This is a genomic window from Citroniella saccharovorans (assembly GCF_035481615.1).
In the GTDB taxonomy this organism is placed as follows: domain Bacteria; phylum Bacillota; class Clostridia; order Tissierellales; family Peptoniphilaceae; genus Citroniella; species Citroniella saccharovorans.
This window is the reverse complement of the sequence record NZ_JAYKOT010000001.1, coordinates 36,979-58,215: the sequence shown is the minus strand read 5'-3', so window position 1 is coordinate 58,215 and position 21,237 is coordinate 36,979. Positions and strand designations below refer to the sequence as shown.

Sequence of the window (21,237 nt, the reverse complement as noted above, 5' to 3'; positions counted from 1 at the left end):
TACTAGCTTTAAATGTAAGACATTTTTATAAAAAATTAAGCCAATTAGAAACAGTCTTAGAGCTTTAGCTATAGATTTTAGTATTTATTTTGGTTCTATACTAAATAGTGTTGATGGAAATATCCATTGACACTATTTTTTAGTTTTTAGTGTAAAAAAATAGACATAACTTACACTTTCTCATAAAATATAGTCATCATCAATCTAATAAGGAGTGGTTTGTTATGTCTATTAATCTTAATTCTATCAGAGATATCTTAAATGTTAAAGATGATAATATTTCTTTTTCTAATAATTTTTATCTTAAAAAGAAGTTTAGGTATGTTGATTCTCATTTTTTCTATGCTTCTTTGTCTTATGTGCCTAGTGCTTGTCCTTGTTGTGGGTCTTCTTTTATGGATGAGTCGTCTTTTGTGGATCCTTATTGTAATTTGTCTAATGATCTTAAGAATTCTATTTTATTGGATTTAATGGAGGTTTATTCTCTTAAGTCTATTGCTAAAAGGTGGCATGTGTCTCCTTCTACTGTTTTAAGGGTTTTGGATTCTGTTCCGCCTCTTAAGAATAATTTTTCTTCTCTTCCTGAGTTTATTTGTATGGATGAGTTTAAGTCGGTTTAGAGTGTTGATTTTAATATGAGTTTTATTTTTATGGATGTTATTTCTAGAAAGGTTATTGATATTTTACCTGATAGGAGGATTCGTAGGCTTATTTCTTATTTTCAAAGGTATCCTATTGAGGTTAGAAGAAGGGTTAAGGGGGTTGTTATTGATATGTATGAGCCTTATATTTCTCTTATTCAGTCTGTTTTTCCTAATACTGTTATTATTTTCGATAGGTTTCATATTGTTCAAAATCTTACTCGTGCTTTGGATAAGACTAGGATTGCTGTTATGAACGGTTTTGCTCGTGACTCTCAAGAGTACAAGGTTTTAAAAAGGTATTGGAAGATGTTTTTAATGTATGAGTTTGATTTAAATACTAGTTATTTTATAAAGTATACTCATTTCAATAATCTTATGAGTCAGGTTTCTATTGTTTCTTTTATGAGAGATATTGATCCTGTTTTAGATGAGTCTTACAGGTGTGTTCAGAATATCATGGCTGCTATTAGGCTTTCTAATACTGATATGCTTTCTTCTTTGTTTGATATGAAGCTTAAATCTAGGGTTTCTCCTTATGTTAATGTGGCGATTGAAACTTGCAGGAAGAATGAGGAGCTTATTTTAAATGCTTGTAGATACAAGCTTTCTAATGGTCCTTTAGAGGGAAAGATCAACAAGATTAAACTTATTAAGAGAAATGCTTTTGGTCATAGAAATTTCTATAATTACAAGAAAAGAATAATTTTGGTCTTTGAAAAGTTTCAGTATATTGAAAATGGCCCAGACACTTTTGTCTGAGCCATTTGATAGTTATTTTCCTCTTCATCAACACTATTTGACAAAGAGCCTAAAGTAATTTATTGGTGAATTTGTTCTGCTAGTCTTTCTAGGGCTTCAACTGTTCTAACACCTGGAGTTATTTCAGATAGTCTTACCTTTATAAACCTATCATTTTTAACTGCATCTAGATCTTGTAGAAGTGGATTGTTTTTAATTTTTTCAACCTTGCTTCTAAAGTCATCATCATTTCTAATACTTTCACTATAGTCAACTATAATAAAGTATTCTGGATCTTCATTAACAATGTCTTCCCAGCTTGCTTGGCCCCAAGTTTGGTCTGAGCCTTTTCCTGATAAGACGTTATGAGCACCAATTAAATTTAAAATATTTGTTGTATAGCCTTCAAAAACTGTAAATGGTTTGTCGTCTTCTGAGTCAAAGATAAATACTCTTTTTTCTGGTAGGTCTTTTAACTTTTCTTGGACCTTAGCAAGTTTTTCACTTTGGTCAGCTACAAATTTTTCTGCATTTTCTTGTTTATCAAAGATTTCGCCTAAGGTTAATAGGTCTTTAAAGTTCATTTCCAAGTCTGCATCTGGATCAATCATAGATTGTGGAATCCAAATATTTACATTTGCATCAATAAGTTGTTGGGCAGGAATTCCACGTTTTGTAAATGGAACTGGCCAGCCTGTTACAAAGTCTGGTTCTTCTGCCATTAAAACTTCATATGAAGGCCACTTGTCAGAAAGAACTTTTACTTTGTTATAGGCTGCTTCTTGTTCAGGAAGGACGTCATCTTCTCTAAAAGCAGTTCCTGCCATTTGGTCTTCAAGGCCAAGGGCTAACATCATTTCAGTAGTTGCGAAGCTCATTGATACAGCTTTCTTTGGTGCTTCGTTTTGAGTGAATTCTACATCCTTGCCATCAAAATTTTGCTTCCAGCTAACTGGATATACAGTAGCTTGGCTTTCTTCTGCTGGTTTTTCTTCTGCCGGTTTTTCTGCAGATTGTTCTGTGCTTACTTGACTTTCTGGACTAACTTCAGTTTCCTTTGTTTCATTGACCTTGCCACATCCTGATAGGACTAAGACTAAGGCTAGTAGCATAAGTAATAACGATCTAAATCTTTTCATTTCTTCCTCCTTGTATTAATAATAGATAATAAATTCCGGATTTCTCAATATTTTGTAGTTTATTGAAAATGTTTCTAATAATAGTTCTTCAGTTAATATAGTCTTTGGTTGACCTTGGTGGATAAGTTTTCCCTCTTTCAAAATTATAATTTCGTCACAAAATTTCACTGCCATTTCCAAGTCATGTAAACTTATTAGACATAGGGCATTAAATTTTTTTAATGTCTCCATAAGTTCCACCTTGTATTTTATATCTAAGTGATTAGTCGGTTCGTCTAAAATTATTAATTGAGGTTGGCTGACTAATGCCTTGGCCAACATCACTCTTTGAAACTCACCGCCAGATAGGTTTTTAACTGACCTGGTTCTTAGGTCCTTTAGCTTTAGGTTTTTTATAGCTTGGTCAACTAATTTATAGTCTTGGTCATCATAGCTGGAAAAAAATTTTTTATAAGGATACCTGCCCATTAAAAGAACCTCTTCAACCCTGAGGTTCAGATCCATTTCCTTTTGAAATTGAGTAAGGACACTAACTTTTTGAAAAAATTTTCGACTATTGATTGTGCTTATGTCCACTCCATCAACAAAAATTTTTCCCTCAGTGTCTATTTCCCTATAAATATGTTTTAAAAGACTTGTCTTTCCTGACCCATTTGGTCCTAAGATGCCAATTATCTTCTTTCCTTCAAGGCTTAGATTAATATTATTTAGAATTTTCTTGTCTTTAATAATATAATCCAGGTTTTTTATTTGGATAATCATATATTCTTCTCCCTTGAGTTTAAAATGGAAATAAATATTGGCGCTCCAATAATACCTGTCATAACTCCAATTGGAAGTTCATTTGGTGAAAATACTGTTCGAGCAAAAGTATCTACAACCATAAGGCCCATTCCTCCAAGAAGAATAGAAGTCCACAAAAGGTCTTCGTGTTTTACTCCAATTATTTTTCTAGAAATGTGAGGAACAATTAGGCCTACAAAACCTATTACTCCAACCTTTGAAACTACTAAAGCAATGGCAAGGGAACTTACTATAATCAAATAGACTTGAAGTCTAAATAAATTTAAGCCTAAATTCTTTGCCGCCTGGTGACCTAGTAACAAAAGGTCTAGCTCTTTAATAATTAGTCTGTAAAATAAAATCAATATAACCAGACCAAAGGCTACTGGAAACAGATCTTTAAAGTGAATGCCAGACAGACTTCCTGTTGTCCAAAACATTGCTGACCTAACTTGGGCTTCGTTTCGCGATGAATAAATTAAAAATGTAGTCAAAGATGTAAAAAATGCATTTACTCCCATGCCTACTAGAACCAAACGAATAGTATCCTGGCTCCTGCCTTGTAAAAAAATAACTAAAACTGTTGCAAGACTAGCTCCAATAAAAGATGCCAAATAAACATTAAAGGGTCCAAAAAACCTAAACCATCCAAGGACAATTGCAGCCACTGCTCCTAATGAAGCACCAGCTGAAACCCCTAGGACATAAGGCTCGGCCAGAGGATTTTTTGTAATAGTCTGCATCAAAAGACCAACTATGGACAAAACTCCACCAGCCAAAAAGGCCATTAAAAGTCTTGGTGCTCTTATTTTAAAAATAATTAACTGTATTCGACTTGAAGTGTCGATAGAGAAATTGTTTTTAATAAAGCTAACTATTCCACTTATAACATCAGCAAAGTCCAAGTGTACACTACCGAAAAAAATACAAAGGAAAAATATAATTGGAAGCAAGAATATAAGTGTTAAGAATATAAGTCTTTTATTCATCTAAACCTCCGTTTACATTTTCCAGCCTTCCAAAGGCATAACAACAAAAACATTACTCCTTTCGAAAAAAATTTAGAATAAAAAAACGCCTTACCTTGAACCGAGGTAAAAATCGTAAAAACAAGTATTGGACTGATGCAAAAGCAAACACCATAGCGGCACTGTGTAGGACTCCCACCTACTTCCTTGTATATTCTATTGAGAATAATTATATCATATAAAATTTTTTATAACAATAGTAAAGTCCACTTGCCCAAGCTAACTTAAGCATCAGAAAATTTAAAGCTGACTTATTAAAAACTTACAATACCTTTCATTGTCTAGGATAATTTTATTACAATGACTATATCCCTTCCAAATTTTCATTAGGCTGTTTTTGAAATTTCTTCTCATAGCTTTCTTGGCAATATTTAAGCTTTTATCATTAGATCCATAGCAGAAAATACACTTCTCTTGGTCGTCTTTAGAAAGAAGTGGAAGCCTAACATAGGCACAAGCATGGATAATGTTTTTAATACTTTCCTTATCCATAGCGATAAAAGAATCCACCAAAACCTTACTAAGGTCGTCACCATAAATTTTGCTTATAAGGTCAACTGCGTAAGATTTGTCTCTAAGGGCATGCCTGTGCTTTGAAAGAACAAAGTTTTTAAAAATTCTTCTAAGAATAGAGATCCTTGAGATAGGCTGCAACCTTCAGAAATATATTTTTTAATTTCCAAATCCTTTTTGTTTAATAGACTTAATAAAACAACTCCACCTAAAGAAACACCAAAGGCCTAATCAATTTCGCCTATACCTTCATCAACTAAGTAGGCATAAATTTTTTCTCCTTCAATTTCAACAGAAAGAAAGCTTTCCTTAGACCTGCCGTGGCCTGCCATTTCGGGAATAATAATCCTAGAATCCTTTGGCATCTTGTCTGCAATTAAACTCTTAATAGCCTCGCTAGTAAATAACATTGGATGAATAAGTAATATAACTTTTTTCTCATCTTTATTTATATTAATAAAATTCATTTGTCCTCCTGTATGTAAAGGTATGAAAATATTTTTATAGGTGTAAATGATAATGGATGTCATTGGCTTAATTATAAGATATTTAAATATTAGTTTCAATTGAAATTATTCAGAGTTTATTATAGATTGATTTGAAAATAAAAAAGCTATTAGTCCATAATTTTGGTCTTTGAAAAGTTTCAGTATATTGAAAATGGCCCAGACACTTTTGTCTGAGCCATTTGATAGTTACTTTTCTCTTCATCAACACTATTTGACAAAGAGCCTTTATTTTTTAATCTGGTATATATTAGCACAAAAGCTTATTTTTAGCTAGGAAGCTGATCACTTTTTCCACTAAATAAACCAAAAAGACTACAAATTGCAACTACTCCTGCTGCGATTTTACCCCAAAGTGCAGTTTTGTTACATGGCATACTAGGATTCATACATACACCGATAATATTAGTAAAAGTTAAAAATAAAAGACAGGCTAAAACTAGATTTAAAAAATAAAATTTTTTAAATTCAACTTTACTCATAAGTAAAAGAATAGAAACTACTATTATTAAAAATGCTAGAACAAGTCCTAACTTGTCTGCATAAAAACATTTCATATTTACATTTTTTCCACTTACTAATTCAAGTTTTTTATCGCAAACTGGAGCCCAAATTCTAGATGCACCAATTAACAATAAAGAAGCAATAATTTGAATTATTCCTAAAATTTTTTTCATTTTTTCAACTCCTTTTATATATTTTTCAAAGATCCATCTTTAAGTAGGTAAGATTTACTAGCAAATTTAATTAAATCTTTGTTGTGAGTTACCATAACTACAGCTGAATTTTCTTTAGTTTTTTCTACGAGTAGATTCATAACGACATCCGACCATTTTTGATCAAGGTCATTTGTAGGTTCATCAGCTAAAATAAGTTTTGGCTTACAAATTATACTTCTAGCAAGACCAGCCCTTCTTCTTTGACCACCTGAAAGCTGAAAGGGTAGGAAATTTTCCCTGTCATCTAGACCTAGTTTTTTAAGTAAATCTGTTAATTCTTTAGAATCTATTTTCTTTTCTTTGCTAACAAACTCTATATTTTGTCTTAAAGTTAGGGCTTGAATTAGGTTAGATTCTTGAAATAAAAAGCCAATCTTTCTAGCTCTAATATTTGAAAGCCCTGAATCATTATACTCATCTATATTTTTTCCTTCAAAGAAGTATTTACCTTGGTCAGCTTTAAGTAGGGTTCCAATAAGGTAAAGAAGGGTACTTTTACCGCTTCCTGAAGGGCCTTCTATAATTATAAAATCACCCTCATTTACGGTTAGATTTAAATTGTATAGGGGAGTAACTTCTTCACCCATATTAAATTTTTTTACTATATTTTCTAATCTACATATTTCTTTCATTATATTTCCCCTTGCGTGATAGCTTCTCTTGGATCAAGTGATACGCTTTTTTTAATTGGATATATTGAGGATATAAATCCGATAATTAAAGAGAGTAATATTCCAGCTATAATACTTATAAGATTAGTTTTAAAATTCCAAATTCCAGGCGATAAACTAAACGAATTTTTAATCATATCTAGTATCATATTCATACAGAGGCTGGCAGATATACTGCCTATAAGGCCTCCAATAAAAGCCATTAAAGAACATTCTCCAAACATTTGAAGAAATATTTGACTTTTTCTAAAACCAAGTGCTCTAAGTAGTCCAATTTCTTTCTTCCTAGAGTTTACTAGTGAGTTAAATCTACCAAATAGGGATAAGATAGTTATAATTAGTGAACCAAGCCATACAAATATAAGTACCTTTATAACGGCCTTCATTTGATTTTGAAGACCCTTTATTGTTTCACCAGTTAAAACGACCTTTGCATCAATTCCACTATTTTCTAATTCCTTCTCAAAATCTTCCGCACTATAACCATCTTCAAGCTTTACTAAAATATTTGAAATAAAGTTACTTGGATCTTTGTCTTTCCAGAGATTTTCAGCTAAGAGTGATTCGCCGCTTATTTTTCTAAGTGTATCAATATTTAGAAAAATGGTATAATCCATGCCAGTTCCAGTTGCCTTGGTCTTGGCTTTAACATTAAAAGAATGTCCTAGAATTAGATATTTTTCTCCAACAAGACTTTCATCAAAATTGCTACCAAGAACTAAATCATCAGCATCTGAAAAGTCCGCATCATTTTCTAAATGAGATGATACTATAAAGTCTGTATTTGGATCAATTCCAACAATCCTAACTTCCTCTCCAGGTTCACAGCAAGAAAGTTCAAGGGTTTGAGAAAAAAATTGGCTAGAAATATTTTTTATTCCATCAAGTTTTTTTACATCGTCATATATTTCTTTTGGCATATAAACATTTTCTGGATAAGCTGTAAAAAGCAGCTCTCTATTTTCTATGCTGGCATATTTTGGAATTACCATAAGGTCTGCTCCCAGTTGTTCATTTGTAATTTTTAAACCATCACTTATTAGTATTAGACTTGCAAAAATTAAAGTAAATATAAAAATAGTTATTGAAACAATAAGAACTGTTAGTAGTGACTGCGATCTTCTTCTTTTAATATTGTTGTAGATTAGAGTTAAATTTCTCAATATCTTACCTCCGATAAATTATATGAGAATTATCCCACAATAGAATATTAATGTCAATTATTTTAAAACATTACTTTTAAATAATTGACATTAAATTTAATTTTTAAACTTAAAAAAATCTTAAAATTATTAAAAAAATCATCTTTTATTTTAATTGACAACTGAAATTATAAATATTCTATTCAATTAGAACATTCTTGACAATTGTTGGACGTAAGAATATAATAGGTTTTAACATAAAAGTTTTTAAGGAGGTTTATTTTTGGAAAATTTAGATAAAAATAATAAAAATGAATTAGAATATAATAATTTGAGCAGAAATGAACTTATTAAACTTGAAAGTAAGAAAAAAACTAAAAAAGATAAAATAATTGATGCTCTTTTTTTAAAATTACCATATATATCTGGAATTATTTGTATTCTCGAATATACTCTAATTCCAGATAATTCAATTAATCCAAATCCTATGACCTATATTTACTTTATTATTTGTCTTTTAGGTCTTTACTCAATATATTTGCTTTATGGACTTTTTAAAAAGAGAGCTAATAATCCTAGCACATTTGAAAAAGTTCGCTACAATGCTCCACTTTATACTGGAATTCTTTTATTTTTAGCTTTTTATGATTATCTTACACTTAAAACAGGGGTTCTAACTCAGCCCTTTGTTCCTTGTGTAAATCTTATATTAAATGCTGGGATAGGAGATTACAAACTTCTTCTTGACTGTGCAAAAAATACACTTATTTTGCTCTTCTTAGGATATTTTATAGGAGTAGTACTAGGCTTAATCACTGGTATTCTTTGCGGATATTCTAAAAGAGTTCACTACTGGGTAAGTCCAATCATAAGCATACTTGGACCTATACCAACTGCAACTTGGGTTCCTATTATGATGGTTATAGCTTCATCACTTTATGCTGGATCTGTTTTTATCATTGCACTAGGTTCATGGTTTGCAGTAACTGTTGCAACCATAACTGGAATTTCTAATGTAGATAAGGATTACTTTGAGGCAGCTAGAACTCTTGGTGCTACTTCTAAACAGCTTATTTCTAAAATAGCTATACCAGGAGCTGTTCCTTCAATCCTACAAGGATGTACTCAAGCTATGAGTTCAGCTTGCGTATCAATTCTTATTGCTGAAATGCTAGGTGTTAAGTCTGGACTTGGCTGGTATATGACTTGGCAAAAATCATGGGCTAGTTACGACAAAATGTTTGCAGCTTTAATAATAATCTGTATAGTATTTATTATTGTAACAAAGGGATTAAATAAAATTAAAAGCTACTTATTACGCTGGCAAGTTGGGGAGGGAAAATAATGGAGAATAATACTACTACCCTATATTTAGAAAATGTAAATAAGTCATTTGCTAAAATAGAACATGATACAGTAACCCACGCTCTTCACAATATTTCTTTAAAGCTAAATGAAGGAGAGTTTGTAAGTTTAGTTGGCCCTTCTGGCTGCGGAAAATCTACTATATTAAAGCTAGTTGCAGGACTTATTTATCCAACATCTGGAAGAGTTTTAGTTGATGGTAAGGAAGTTAAGGGTCCATCTCCAGATAGAGGAATGGTTTTTCAAAATCCAACCTTATTTCCTTGGCTAACTGTTGAGGATAATATTGCCTTTAGCTTAAAAGTTAGGGGAGTTTTGAAAAAAAACGATGAAAGGCTTGATAGGATGTTAAAAGTTATCGGCCTTGAAAATTTTAAAGATGACTATCCTAGACAACTTTCAGGTGGGATGGCACAAAGAGTCGCACTTGTAAGGTCTTTAATTAACGAACCTGAAATACTCCTTTTAGATGAACCTTTAGGGGCACTTGATGCTTTTACAAGGATGAATATGCAGGATGAAATTCTAAGAATGTGGAAACAGAGAAAGCAACTTGTTCTTATGGTAACTCATGATATAGATGAAGCTATTTATATGAGTACCAGAGTTATAGTTTTAGATACCAATCCTGGTAGAGTTGTCGATGATATAAAAATTGATCTACCATCTAATAGAGATAGGGCATCAGATAAATTTATTGAATATAGAAAAAGAATTCTAGATGAACTTCATTTTAGTAATTCAAATCAATCTGGCTTATAGGCATTTTGCTTATAAAATATATATTTAAAAATAGGAGGAATTATGAAAAAGAAAATTATATGCTACCTACTACTTTCATCACTATTATTAACTGCTTGTGGACCAAAAGACAAGACAAATAATGGAGCTGAAAAACCAAAGACAGAAGAAACAATGGGCGATAGGAAAAAGGCGGATAGCGAAGAAGAAGCTAAAATCGACCCAACAGTTGGTCAAGTTGACGATGTAGAAGTTAATGAACAAAAGGAACATATGGATTCATTTGAAGCTTCAACTTCAGGAAAATGGGAAGCAATGTTTGTTCCAATAGATGTTCCAGATAGAAAAATAGATTTAGCTAATAAAGATCTTACTCCAACAGCTGAAGAACTTGAAGAAATGAAAAAAGAACCAGCTTATGGAAAACCTGTTAAGTTCTATATGGAAGACGGATGTACTTCTGGCCCTACAGTTGCTGACCATCTTGGATATTACAAGGAAGCAGGATTTGAATCCGAAGGAGTTAAGGGAACTTCATCTCTAGAAGCAATAGGTACTGGACAAGCTACTATAGCTGTAGGACATATTGCTAAAAACTTAGTTCCTATTACAAATGGTGTAGATTTAACTTTTGTTGGTGGAGCACATATTGGTTGTAAATCACTTTATGTACTAGCTGATAGCAAATATAATAGCACAAAAGATTTAAAAGGCACTAGCATTGCAGTTCCAAATGGAATAGGTGCATCTGACTATAATATTACAAGTATTTTACTAGATGCTGATGGAATTAATCCTCAAAGTGAAGTAACTCTTACTCCTGTAGCAGCAGATGCTTGTATAGCAGCTATGGAAAGAGGAGAAATTTCTTCTGCTCTTTTAAGTGATACATTTGCTTACCACCTAGTAAAAGAAGGCAAATTAAAATGTATAAGATCATTACTTGATAGTGACTTTGCAAATCAAAATTGCTGCGTAGTATTTATGAATGGAACATTTGTTAAACAAAATCCTATGATAGCTAAGAAAATAACTCAAGCTGTTCAAAAAGCACACTCATATATGCGTGAAAATCCAGAAGAAGCAACTAAAATGCTTATCGACCAAGGATGGAACAGTGGAGATTATGAAATGAATGTTATGTTAAATAACTCACTACAATTTGGTCTATCAGACGAAATGACAGAAAGAACACTAAAAGAAGTTATTGGAAAATATATAAGACTTGGTCTAATAACTAGCACAGACAGCGTAGACGAAGTTATGGAAAAAGCTTGGACAAAAGTTCAATAATTCTTTATAAAAGAAAATTAGAATATTTCTAGAATAAAAACTAACCCAGGGATTATTATTCCTTGGGTTAGTTTTATTTAGGGAAAAAATAATACTGCTATATTTGAATCCATTTAAATAAATAGTTTAAAGTCTAGTATTTTAGCTATAAATTAATAACTATTATTAAAAATTACTTAAAAAAACTACTACATACATTTTTTAATTTTAGAATCTTAGAAAGGATTAGAAACTTAGCTTAAAAGTAGCTTTATAATTAGTAAAAGTAAGACTTTATTTTTTTCTACTCTACTAAGATTTTACTTCTTAATTTAAATGCTACAAAAAAAAGCAGAATGTCTTCTGCCTTAAAAAAAGCTAAATATTGAGCTTTTTTAAAATATAGAAAAAGCTTCTAATTTGTTATAATCAATATTTTCAAATAGGGAGGAAGAAAAAACGTATAATAAATAAGAAAAAGAAGCTTTTAAATTCTCTACAAGTATATATTACACTATTTAGATTAAATAAAGTTAAAGTACATGTAAAATTAAAGTTAAATAAATTAATAGAAAAGACTTAAGAAATTTATTCTTTTATAAGTAAAAAAAAGGCGGGAAACCCCGCCTCAGAGTGTAGACAAAATCCAAAAACGCTTTTCCGACTGCAGAAATTGAGAAATTCTAACTCTCATAATCCTGTAAATCGCAAACTCGCTAACGCTCAAACAGTGCGATTTACGGGCGGATTATTTCAATTTAAATTTCTTACAATTTCTTTCGTATGGAACGCTACCTTTTGGATTTTGCTACTTTGTCAACAACTTGAGGCGGGAAAACCCGCCTTTACTCGTTATCTATATTGCTTTTTACAATTCCAGATGAGCTAAAATAAGTTAAAAGTCCTGCTTTTGAATTTTTTAAATCATCTAAAGATTTAAATCCAAGTGCTAAATCTACATCTATAGGGCTATCGCCTAAAGTTACACTTCCAAAAACTCCATAGTTAAACTCATAAGTTTCACCATTTTTATCTTTAACAAGTTCATTTGTATAGAGCTGAACTGTTAGATTTTCGCTTGAGAGATCTCCCTTTTTTTCTAGAGCAAGAATTTCATTTATTGCAGCTTTTTTTATTTCTTCTTTAAATTCTTCAGCATAATTATCCTTTAGTTTAAAGTCATTTTCAACTTCTTCCATGAGCCTTTCACTAGCAGCATCACTATTTTGAGCCATAAATTCTTTTAACTCTTCAACAGTCATATTATGTTTTTTAGAAATTTCATTGTAAGCTGTATCTTCGTCCTCGTAATTTTCCATTTCCATATATATATCTTTAAAAAGTTTATAATCTTTTTCAGAAATGGAAGTATTTTGGCTTGAATTAGAGTCTTTGTTCGAAGGTTCATCTTCTTCTTTTTTATCTTTTGGATTTTCTTTTTTGTCTTTAGAATCCTTATCTTTATTTAGATCCTTTTTTTCTTCATCATTTTTATTTTTCTTTTCATCTTTATTCTTTTTTTCTACAAATTTTTCCTTTGAATCATTACTATCTTTTTTATCGTTTTCACTTATCTTTGTTTCTTTTTCTAAAGAATCTTTTGGATCTTTTTTGCTACAAGAGGCTAAAGATAAAATGACAAGAGTCATAATTAGTAGATTTTTAAATAATTTCAATCCTATTTTCTCCTAGTTAAATATTTTCTTTTAAATCTTCCAAGATTTTTAAAAGTTTAGGAAGTATATCTTCTATTACGCCATCTTTCATAGGATTTTTAAGATTTCCATCTTCTATTATTCCAAAGAAAGATTTTATACCTCCAGTTTTACAAATGTTAAGGTAGTCCTTAAAAGCCATTTGTCTATCGTCAAGTGATTTTAGTAAGAATTGGAAGGCTAAAACTTGAGCAAGAGTATAGTCTATATAATAGAAAGGAGTTGAGAAAATATGTCCTTGTCTATACCAATAAGTTCCCTTCTTTAAAAATTCATTGTCATCGTAGTCGATGTCTGGTCTATATTTTCTTTCAATTTCACTATATTTTCTTTTTCTTTCTTCTGGACTAGCGTATGGATTTTCATAAACCCAGTGCTGAAATTCATCTACAGTAACTCCATAAGGTATAAAGCTTATAGCACCATCAAGGTGTGAAAATTTAAATTTATTTGTATCTTCTCCAAAGAAAAGCTCCATCCAAGGCCAAGTTAAAAACTCCATACTCATAGAGTGGATTTCGCAGGCTTCATAAGTTGGCCATATATATTCCTCAAGTCTACCATCACTTGAAGTATATGATTGAAAAGCATGTCCTAATTCATGAGTTAAAACTTCCACATCATGAGTAGTTCCATTAAAGTTTGCGAAAACGAAAGGAGCATTATATTCATCTAAGGTTGTACAGTAGCCGCCTCCAGCCTTACCAGGTTTACTTTCTAGGTCAAAAAGTTCTTTTTCAGTCATAAAATCTATGAATTTTGCAGTTTCATTAGAAAGCTCGTGGTACATTTTTTTAGCTTTTTCTAATTTTTCTTCTGTGCTTCCTTTAGGGAAGGCATTTCCGTCTTTAAATTTAAATGAAGTATCATAGTATTTTAGAGAATCTAGACAGGTTCTTTCTTTTTGCATTTCCCTAAGTTTTAAATAAACAGGTGTTACATATTCCCTTACAAAATCTCTATACTTTGCTACATCTTCCTTGTTATAGTCTACTCTCATAAGATTTTTATATTGGTAGTCAATGAATGAATCATAGCCAAGAGCCTTAGCCATTTCATGTCTTTGTTTAACAAGCTGATCGTAGATATTATCAAATTTTTCTTCATTATCTATAAAGAACTTAGTAGTAAGCTCTGATACTTCCTTTCTTTCCTTCCTATCTTCAGATTGAGAAAAAGGAGTTAACTGAGAAAGATTATATATTTTTCCCTTGTACTCTATTTCAGCTGAAGCTATAAGCTCGTCATATTCAGTAGTTAGTTTATTTATTTTTTGAAGATACTCAATACCTTCTTCCTTAAAAATAGTGAAACATTCCAAAAGTTCAAAGTAATGTTTTCCAAAAAAGCCTTCAAGTTCTTTTCTAAATTTAGAAGAAAGAATTTCTTCATAAAATTTATTTTTGCAAACATCGTAGATTGGTAGATGTTCATCTAAAAAGTCTTTTTCAGCCTTATAGAAACTATCCTTAGTATCTATACTATTTCTTATAAAGCATAGGGAACAAGTGGTAGAAAGCTCCTTATTTTTTTTATCAAAATTAAGAATAATTTCTTTAGCTTCTTCTGCACTTTTAGCATTTATAAATTTCTCTCTTAAATCATTTAAAAAATTAATTTCTTTATCAAAATCAATTCTTTCATATTTATAATCTTTAAATTTTGTAGTATCCATTTAATCACCTCAAGACAATTTTATATCACTAATAAAAACTTATCAAGCAAAATAAATAAATGAGTAAAAAAATATTAAATTAAAATATATTAATTTTATTTTTTAAATTTTATTTACATTAATTTTAGTAATTATATTTTATTTTAGAATTTCTATTATATTTTTAAATGATAAGAAAACTTTATCGCAAAAATTTATATAATAGTTAAAAAGTTAAAAAAATGATATTTGACAATTTAAAAAATCTATGATATTATAAAAATAAGCTTGGTTTTTGATTTAATTATTCTTAAGTTATTAATAAATCTTATGGATAAATTAAATATATCTATCAAAGACTGAGTAGATTTTAAAAATCCACGCAAATTATAAAAAAATTATATTGACTTTTGATATAAGTGTTGTATATTTGCAAATGTGGGTATATAATAATAGTGAGGATGGATATAAATATTATCTGTCCCTCGTTATAAGTAAACCTTATAGGTTAAAATTAGTCTAAAAAATTAGGAGGTGAGTTTATGCGTCTTGAATTAGGAAATATCCTTATTAATGATGTTCAATTCGGAGAAAAAACTAAAGTAGAAGATCATGTACTTTATGTAAACAAACAAGAGATAATTGATCTTGTAATGGAAGATGAACACATCACAAATGTAGACGTAGAACTAGCAAGACCTGGTGAGAGTGTAAGAATCACACCAGTAAAGGACGTTATTGAACCACGTGTTAAGGTTGATGGACCAGGCGGAGTATTCCCTGGAATGATCAACAATGTTGTACAAGTTGGTTCAGGCAGAACTCATGTATTAAAGGGTGCTGCTGTTATGACAGTTGGTAAGGTTGTCGGATTCCAAGAAGGAATCGTTGACATGACTGGCCCAGGAGCAGATTTTACTCCATTTTCAAAACTAAACAATGTTGTTTTAAACATTACTAGAGATGAAAAACTAGAATCACATGCTCATGAAAAGGCTATTAGAATGGCTGGCCTAAAAGTTGCAGCTTATCTTGGAGAAGCTGGTAGAGAAGTTGAACCAGATGAAGTTGAAACTTTCGAAACTAAGCCTATCTTCGAACAAGCTAAAGAATATCCAGATCTACCAAAGGTAGTTTATGTTCAAATGATTCAAACACAAGGACTTCTTCATGACACTTATGTTTATGGAGTAGATGGAAAACAAATTATTCCAACAATCCTTTATCCAACAGAATCAATGGACGGAGCTATTTGCTCAGGTAACTGTGTATCTGCTTGCGATAAGAATACAACTTACCATCACCAAAACAATCCAGTTGTTAGAGCTCTTTATGGAAAACATGGAAAAGATATCAACTTCATGGGAGTTATCGTTACAAACGAAAACGTATATTTAGCTGACAAGGAAAGATCATCTAATATGACAGCTAAATTAGCTGAATTCTTAGGAGCAGATGGGGCTGTAGTATCTCAAGAAGGTTTTGGTAACCCAGATACTGACCTTATTATGAACTCTAAGAAACTAGCAGCAAAAGGCATTGCTCAAGTTATTATAACTGATGAATATGCAGGAAGAGACGGAGCTTCTCAATCATTAGCTGACTCAGACCCAGCAGCAGATGCTTGCGTTACTGGTGGAAATGCTAACGAAGTAATCGTACTTCCAAAGCTTGACAAGGTTATAGGTACTCTTGATTATGTTGACATTATCGCTGGTGGTGCTGCGGGATCACTAAGAGATGATGGATCAATAGAAGTTGAAATCCAAGCTATTACTGGAGCTACAAACGAACTTGGATTTAATAAGATGTCTGCAACAGGATATTAATATTATATTAATATCTAAGTAACAAATTAACTAATTATTAAAAGTTCAAATTTTAAATTTGGCAAAATATTAAAAGGATAACGAAAGGAGATCGAAAAATGGCAATTTTTCAAGAAGGAAGAAAAGTCATCATTATCGGTGATAGAGATGGCGTTCCAGGACCTGCTATAGAAGAATGCGTTAAGACAACTCCTGCTGAAGTTATATTTTCAGCTACAGAGTGTTTCGTCTGAACCGCTGCAGGGGCAATGGACCTAGAAAATCAAAAGAGGGTTAAAGAGCTTGCTGAAAAGTATGGCGCTGAAAACATCGTAGTAGTTTTAGGAGGATCAGAAGCTGATTCTACAGCATTAGCTGCTGAAACTGTTACAGGTGGAGACCCAACTTTCGCAGGTGCATTGTCAGGAGTCCAGTTGGGACTAAGAGTTTATCACGCAGTAGAACCGCAATTCAAAGAAGAAGTAGACGAAAGTGTTTACGAAGACCAAGTTGGTATGATGGAAATGGTTCTTGATGTTGACGAAATAACTGAAGCTATCACAGAAATAAGAGACGAACTTACTCAATTTAAAGACTAATTAAAAAAATATATATAACGAGAGGGGTGAAATTAATGGGTAAATTAAAAATTGTTCATTATATTAACCAATTCTTCGCAGGTATCGGTGGAGAAGAAAAAGCTGACATCGAACCTTTAGTAAAAGAAGAAGTTATCGGACCTGGTCTTGCGATTCAAGCAGGATTTAAGGACGAAGCTGAGATTGTTGCTACAGTAATTTGTGGGGACTCATATTTCGGCGAAAACATGGATAAAGCAAAAGAAACTATCCTTGAAATGGTTAAGAAATATGATCCAGATTTATTCATTGCGGGACCTGCTTTTAACGCTGGTAGATACGGAGTTGCAGCAGGTGCTATAACACAAGCAGTACAAGAGGAACTTGGAATTCCAGCTATAACTGGAATGTACATCGAAAACCCAGGTGCCGACATGTACAAAAAAGATATTTATATAGTATCAACAAAAAACAGTGCTGCAGGTATGAGAGCAGCCATGAAAAGTCTTATTCCTTTGGCTAAGAAACTTGTTCACGGAGAAGAAATTGGTTCTCCAGATGAAGAAGGCTATATAGCTAGAGGTGTTAGAAAGAACATTTGGAGAGATAAGGTTGGTGCTGAAAGAGCTGCCGACATGCTTGTTAAGAAGTTAAGAGGAGAAGAATTCGTTACAGAATATCCAATGCCTAACTTCGACAAGGTAGATCCAAATCCAGCAGTTAAAGATATTACTAAGGCAACTATTGCTATAGTATCTTCAGGTGGACCAGTTCCATTTGGTAACCCTGACCATATTGAATCATCTTCAGCTTCTCACTATGGAAAGTATGATATTGAAGGCGTTGATGATTTAACTGAAGGAAAATGGGCTACAGCTCACGGTGGATATGACCCATCTTACGCTAACCAAGACCTTGACAGAGTTATTCCAGTTGACGTTCTTAGAAAATATGAAAAAGAAGGTAAGATTGGAAAACTTCATAGATATTTCTATTCAACTGTAGGTAACGGAACTTCAGTTGCTAATGCAAAAGCTTTTGCAGAAGAATTCTCAAAAGAATTAGTTGCAGATGGAGTAGACGCAGTTATTTTAACTTCTACGTGAGGTACTTGTACACGTTGCGGTGCAACAATGTATAAAGAAGTTGAAAGAGCTGGAATCCCAGTTGTTCACGTATGTACAGTAACTCCTATTTCATTAACAGTAGGTGCTAACAGAATTGTTCCTGCTGTAGCTATTCCTCACCCATTAGGAGATCCAAAACTTTCTCATGAGGAAGAATTCCACTTAAGAGAAAAAATCGTTGATGAAGCTCTTAGAGCTCTTCAAACAGAAGTTGATGGACAAACTGTATTTAATTCAGTATTTTAAGATTTAAATTTAGGGGTGATTTACTCACCCCTTTTTTTAGCTTAATATATAATAAATTAATTGGAGGTATTTAATGGTTAAACCGGTATTAAAAGCTGCAAGTTATGTACTAGTTCATACACCAGATATGATTATGAATAATGGTACAACTCAAACTACTGAAAAAGTAGTTAATCCTGATTCAGAATATTTAAAGGAAGCTCCTAAGCACATTAGAACTTTCGAACAAGTTGTAAACTATCTTCCAAACCAAGTTTACATTGGAAATGAATACTATGGAAAATTAAAAGAAGTTAAACAACCTTGGACAGACGAAGACAAATATCTAACTGGTGCTTCAAAGGACGGTAAAAAAGGTGAAATTCTTCCTCAAGAAGAATTCATTGGTCTTATTAAGATATGTGACGTATTTGACCTAGTACATCTTTCAAAAGAATTTACAGCTGTAGTAAAAGAAAAGCTTACAAACCACAAACTAATAGGCGATAACTTAATAGCTAGATTAGGTGAAGGAGACGATCCTGAATTTATTCAAAAGCTTGTTGATGATCATGCTGAAGGTCTATATAATCAAGATAAGTTAGTAGGATGTGTAAAGAGAGCTCATGACGTTGATGTTAACCTTTCAGCTCATGTAATGTTTGAAAATCTTGTTGCTAAGGCATCAGGACTTATTGCTGCTCTAAACCTTATTGACAAAAATAATATTGATCCTAATTCAGTTGAATATGTAATCGAATGTTCAGAAGAAGCCTGCGGTGATATGAACCAAAGAGGTGGAGGAAACTTTGCAAAGTCCGTTGCAGAACTTGCAGGATTTACAAATGCTTCTGGTTCTGACGCTAGAGGTTTCTGTGCTGCGCCAACTCATGCATTAATCCAAGCAACTTCACACGTTGCAGCTGGAACTTTCAAGAATGTTGTAGTTCTTGCTGGTGGATCAACTGCAAAACTAGGTATGAATGGTAAAGACCACGTTAAGAAGGGTCTACCAATTATTGAAGACGTAGTTGGAGCTTTTGCTGCACTTATAAGTGAAAATGACGGAGTATCTCCAATTTTAAGAAATGACTTAGTAGGTAGACATACTGTTGGAACAGGTTCATCTCCTCAAGCAGTTATAACATCTTTAGTTACAAATCCACTTGAAAAAGCTGGACTTACTGTTAAGGATGTTGACAGATACTCTTCAGAAATGCAAAACCCAGACATAACTAAGCCAGCAGGAGCAGGAGATGTTCCAGCAGCAAACATGAAGATGATTGGTGCTCTTGGAGTTATGAAAAAACAACTAGAAAAGAAAGAAATGCCAGCATTTATCGCAGAATCTGGTATGGAAGGTTGGGCTCCAACTCAAGGACATATCCCATCAGGTGCTCCATATTTTGGATTCTGTATAGATGACTTAACTACAGGAGATTTAAATAGAGCTATGATTATAGGTAAGGGTTCATTGTTCCTAGGAAGAATGACAAACCTATTTGATGGTGTTTCTATAATTCTTGAAAGAAATAATGGAGAAGCTGAAGAAGAACAAGGCGGACTACCAAAAGAAGAAATCAAAAAACAAGTTGCTGAAGCTATGAGGGACTTTGCTAAGTCTTTAATTGAAGGGTAAGGTGATAAAATGACTGACGTTAAAAAAATGATTGGTCAAGTCTTTGAAGAAATTGCCGATGGTATCGAAAGCGGTTCATTTGGAAAGAAGGCTGTTGTCGCCGTAACTACTTTAGGTTCAGAACATGGAGTAGAAAATGTTGTTAAAGGTGCAGAACTTGCACAAAAAAAGGATCCATCAATTGAAGTTCGTTTAATCGGACCAAAGGTAGAAACTTCTTTAAAACAATATGAAGCTAATACTGATGAAGAAGGATATAAAGTGATGGAAGAATTATTAGACTCTGGAGAAATTGGTGCCTGCGTTACTATGCACTACAACTTTCCAATCGGAGTATCAACAGTAGGTAGAACAGTTACACCTGCATTTGCAAGAGAAATGTATGTGGCTACAACTACTGGTACTTCTTCTGCTCATAGAATTGAAGCAATGGTAAAGAATGGTATCTATGGTCTAATAGCAGCAAAAACAGCTGGAGTTAAAAGACCAAGCCTTGGAATTCTAAATGTTGATGGAGCCAATCAAGTAGAAAGAGCTTTTAATCAATTAAAAGAAAATGGATTTGATTTTGATTTTGCTGAATCTCATAGAGCTGACGGCGGAGTTAAAATGAGAGGAAATGATGTTCTACAAGGAACTCCAGATGTTTTAGTTACTGATACACTTACAGGAAATATCCTTATGAAGATGTTCTCATCTTTCACTACTGGTGGAGGATTTGAAGCACATGGATATGGTTATGGTCCTGGTATTGGTGAAGACTATAATAGAACAATTTTAATTGTATCAAGAGCATCAGGATATCCAGTTATTGCTAATGCTTTAATATATGCAGCTGATTTAGTTAAGGGAGACTTAGGAAAAGTTTCTAAGGAAGTCTTCAAGAATGCTAAAGCGGCTGGTCTTGATAAAATTTTAGATTCATTTAAAGAAACTAAAAAAGAAGAAAAAGAAGATGAAGAAATAACAGCTCCAGCTAAAGAAATTGTATCTGAAGCGATTGCTGGTATTGATATTCTTGAACTTGAAGATGCAACACATAAACTTTGGAAAAATGGAATCTATGCAGAAAGTGGAATGGGATGCACAGGTCCAGTAATTATGGTTTCTAAAGAAAAGATTCAAGAAGCAAAAGAAGTTTTAAAAGCTGAAGGATATATGTAATAAAATTATAAATCCAGCCAATTTTGGCTGGATTTTTTACTTTCTATATATTCTTTTTTTAAAATA

At 32.3% G+C, this 21,237-nt stretch carries 20 protein-coding genes; 10 read left to right on the top strand and 10 right to left on the bottom strand.

All coding sequences use genetic code 11. The features are described 5' to 3' along the window. The first annotated feature begins 224 nt into the window (after positions 1–224). Positions 225–620: a hypothetical protein gene (locus tag VLK81_RS00250; protein WP_324618573.1), complete on the top strand. Its 396-nt coding sequence runs from the start codon at positions 225–227 to the stop codon at positions 618–620. A 15-nt stretch (positions 621–635) separates the two neighbouring features. Beyond that, complete coding sequence (locus tag VLK81_RS00245) at positions 636–1,403, top strand: ISL3 family transposase (RefSeq protein ID WP_324618572.1); 768 nt, start codon at positions 636–638, stop codon at positions 1,401–1,403. 59 nt (positions 1,404–1,462) lie between these two features. Here VLK81_RS00245 and VLK81_RS00240 read toward each other — a convergent pair whose 3' ends face one another. The 8 genes from VLK81_RS00240 to VLK81_RS00205 all read right to left on the bottom strand — a co-directional run bounded on the left by VLK81_RS00240 (position 1,463) and on the right by VLK81_RS00205 (position 7,904). Beyond that, a complete protein-coding gene (locus VLK81_RS00240; protein ID WP_324618571.1) occupies positions 1,463–2,521 on the bottom strand; it encodes an ABC transporter substrate-binding protein in 1,059 nt (352 codons plus the stop codon). 15 nt (positions 2,522–2,536) lie between these two features. Continuing rightward, positions 2,537–3,283: an ABC transporter ATP-binding protein gene (locus tag VLK81_RS00235; RefSeq protein WP_324618570.1), complete on the bottom strand. Its 747-nt coding sequence runs from the start codon at positions 3,281–3,283 to the stop codon at positions 2,537–2,539. Continuing rightward, positions 3,280–4,293: a FecCD family ABC transporter permease gene (locus VLK81_RS00230; protein WP_324618569.1), complete on the bottom strand. Its 1,014-nt coding sequence runs from the start codon at positions 4,291–4,293 to the stop codon at positions 3,280–3,282. Before VLK81_RS00230 ends, VLK81_RS00235 begins: the two co-directional genes overlap by 4 nt. Before the next feature lie 279 nt (positions 4,294–4,572). Then, positions 4,573–4,986 (bottom strand): hypothetical protein, encoded by a 414-nt coding sequence (locus tag VLK81_RS00225; RefSeq protein WP_324618568.1) that lies wholly within the window; start codon positions 4,984–4,986, stop codon positions 4,573–4,575. Positions 4,987–5,072: 86 nt separating this feature from the next. Beyond that, complete coding sequence (locus VLK81_RS00220) at positions 5,073–5,312, bottom strand: hypothetical protein (protein ID WP_324618567.1); 240 nt, start codon at positions 5,310–5,312, stop codon at positions 5,073–5,075. Positions 5,313–5,620: 308 nt separating this feature from the next. After that, complete coding sequence (locus tag VLK81_RS00215) at positions 5,621–6,028, bottom strand: DUF4418 family protein (RefSeq protein ID WP_324618566.1); 408 nt, start codon at positions 6,026–6,028, stop codon at positions 5,621–5,623. 14 nt (positions 6,029–6,042) lie between these two features. Further along, the gene (locus VLK81_RS00210; protein WP_324618565.1) at positions 6,043–6,702 is read right to left on the bottom strand and encodes an ABC transporter ATP-binding protein; all 660 of its coding nucleotides are present in this window, start codon (positions 6,700–6,702) and stop codon (positions 6,043–6,045) included. Then, a complete protein-coding gene (locus VLK81_RS00205) occupies positions 6,702–7,904 on the bottom strand; it encodes an ABC transporter permease (RefSeq protein ID WP_324618564.1) in 1,203 nt (400 codons plus the stop codon). Before VLK81_RS00205 ends, VLK81_RS00210 begins: the two co-directional genes overlap by 1 nt. A gap of 262 nt (positions 7,905–8,166) precedes the next feature. Between VLK81_RS00205 and VLK81_RS00200 the strand changes: the two genes are divergently transcribed. From VLK81_RS00200 to VLK81_RS00190, 3 genes are read left to right on the top strand one after another with little or no spacing between them, the layout of a single operon-like run. Beyond that, a complete protein-coding gene (locus VLK81_RS00200) occupies positions 8,167–9,228 on the top strand; it encodes an ABC transporter permease (RefSeq protein WP_324618563.1) in 1,062 nt (353 codons plus the stop codon). Continuing rightward, positions 9,228–10,010, top strand: a complete 783-nt coding sequence (locus VLK81_RS00195; protein ID WP_324618562.1) for an ABC transporter ATP-binding protein — start codon at positions 9,228–9,230, stop codon at positions 10,008–10,010. Before VLK81_RS00200 ends, VLK81_RS00195 begins: the two co-directional genes overlap by 1 nt. 42 nt (positions 10,011–10,052) lie before the next feature. Next, the gene (locus VLK81_RS00190) at positions 10,053–11,282 is read left to right on the top strand and encodes an ABC transporter substrate-binding protein (protein ID WP_324618561.1); all 1,230 of its coding nucleotides are present in this window, start codon (positions 10,053–10,055) and stop codon (positions 11,280–11,282) included. Between the two features lie 824 nt (positions 11,283–12,106). On the opposite strand, the gene VLK81_RS00185 is transcribed toward VLK81_RS00190, so the two are convergent. Beyond that, on the bottom strand, positions 12,107–12,937 hold the full coding sequence (locus VLK81_RS00185) for a hypothetical protein (protein WP_324618560.1): 831 nt from the start codon (positions 12,935–12,937) through the stop codon (positions 12,107–12,109). A 16-nt stretch (positions 12,938–12,953) separates the two neighbouring features. Further along, positions 12,954–14,651 carry a M3 family oligoendopeptidase gene (locus tag VLK81_RS00180; protein ID WP_324618559.1) on the bottom strand — a complete coding sequence of 566 codons (1,698 nt, stop codon included), beginning with the start codon at positions 14,649–14,651 and terminating at the stop codon, positions 12,954–12,956. A gap of 521 nt (positions 14,652–15,172) precedes the next feature. On the opposite strand from VLK81_RS00180, the gene VLK81_RS00175 reads away from it, so the two are divergent. From VLK81_RS00175 to grdD, 5 genes are all read left to right on the top strand, one after another. Further along, a complete protein-coding gene (locus VLK81_RS00175) occupies positions 15,173–16,459 on the top strand; it encodes a glycine/sarcosine/betaine reductase component B subunit (RefSeq protein ID WP_324618558.1) in 1,287 nt (428 codons plus the stop codon). Positions 16,460–16,557: 98 nt separating this feature from the next. Continuing rightward, positions 16,558–17,037, top strand: a complete 480-nt coding sequence (grdA, locus tag VLK81_RS00170; RefSeq protein ID WP_324618557.1) for a glycine/sarcosine/betaine reductase complex selenoprotein A — start codon at positions 16,558–16,560, stop codon at positions 17,035–17,037. Between the two features lie 35 nt (positions 17,038–17,072). Continuing rightward, positions 17,073–18,389, top strand: a complete 1,317-nt coding sequence (grdB, locus tag VLK81_RS00165; protein WP_324618556.1) for a glycine reductase complex selenoprotein B — start codon at positions 17,073–17,075, stop codon at positions 18,387–18,389. Positions 18,390–18,462: 73 nt separating this feature from the next. Beyond that, positions 18,463–20,007 (top strand): glycine/sarcosine/betaine reductase complex component C subunit beta, encoded by a 1,545-nt coding sequence (grdC, locus tag VLK81_RS00160; protein WP_324618555.1) that lies wholly within the window; start codon positions 18,463–18,465, stop codon positions 20,005–20,007. A gap of 9 nt (positions 20,008–20,016) precedes the next feature. After that, positions 20,017–21,171 (top strand): glycine/sarcosine/betaine reductase complex component C subunit alpha, encoded by a 1,155-nt coding sequence (gene grdD / locus VLK81_RS00155; RefSeq protein WP_324618554.1) that lies wholly within the window; start codon positions 20,017–20,019, stop codon positions 21,169–21,171. The last annotated feature ends 66 nt before the right edge of the window (positions 21,172–21,237 follow it).

What these genes read in the sequence shown, in the direction of transcription:
- VLK81_RS00250 (WP_324618573.1), top strand. Translation starts at nt 225, where the DNA reads ATGTCTATTAATCTTAATTCTATCAGAGATATCTTAAATGTTAAAGAT.
- VLK81_RS00245 (WP_324618572.1), top strand. Translation starts at nt 636, where the DNA reads ATGAGTTTTATTTTTATGGATGTTATTTCTAGAAAGGTTATTGATATT.
- VLK81_RS00240 (WP_324618571.1), bottom strand. Translation starts at nt 2,521, where the DNA reads ATGAAAAGATTTAGATCGTTATTACTTATGCTACTAGCCTTAGTCTTA.
- VLK81_RS00235 (WP_324618570.1), bottom strand. Translation starts at nt 3,283, where the DNA reads ATGATTATCCAAATAAAAAACCTGGATTATATTATTAAAGACAAGAAA.
- VLK81_RS00230 (WP_324618569.1), bottom strand. Translation starts at nt 4,293, where the DNA reads ATGAATAAAAGACTTATATTCTTAACACTTATATTCTTGCTTCCAATT.
- VLK81_RS00220 (WP_324618567.1), bottom strand. Translation starts at nt 5,312, where the DNA reads ATGAATTTTATTAATATAAATAAAGATGAGAAAAAAGTTATATTACTT.
- VLK81_RS00215 (WP_324618566.1), bottom strand. Translation starts at nt 6,028, where the DNA reads ATGAAAAAAATTTTAGGAATAATTCAAATTATTGCTTCTTTATTGTTA.
- VLK81_RS00210 (WP_324618565.1), bottom strand. Translation starts at nt 6,702, where the DNA reads ATGAAAGAAATATGTAGATTAGAAAATATAGTAAAAAAATTTAATATG.
- VLK81_RS00195 (WP_324618562.1), top strand. Translation starts at nt 9,228, where the DNA reads ATGGAGAATAATACTACTACCCTATATTTAGAAAATGTAAATAAGTCA.
- VLK81_RS00190 (WP_324618561.1), top strand. Translation starts at nt 10,053, where the DNA reads ATGAAAAAGAAAATTATATGCTACCTACTACTTTCATCACTATTATTA.
- VLK81_RS00180 (WP_324618559.1), bottom strand. Translation starts at nt 14,651, where the DNA reads ATGGATACTACAAAATTTAAAGATTATAAATATGAAAGAATTGATTTT.
- VLK81_RS00175 (WP_324618558.1), top strand. Translation starts at nt 15,173, where the DNA reads ATGCGTCTTGAATTAGGAAATATCCTTATTAATGATGTTCAATTCGGA.
- grdC (WP_324618555.1), top strand. Translation starts at nt 18,463, where the DNA reads ATGGTTAAACCGGTATTAAAAGCTGCAAGTTATGTACTAGTTCATACA.
- grdD (WP_324618554.1), top strand. Translation starts at nt 20,017, where the DNA reads ATGACTGACGTTAAAAAAATGATTGGTCAAGTCTTTGAAGAAATTGCC.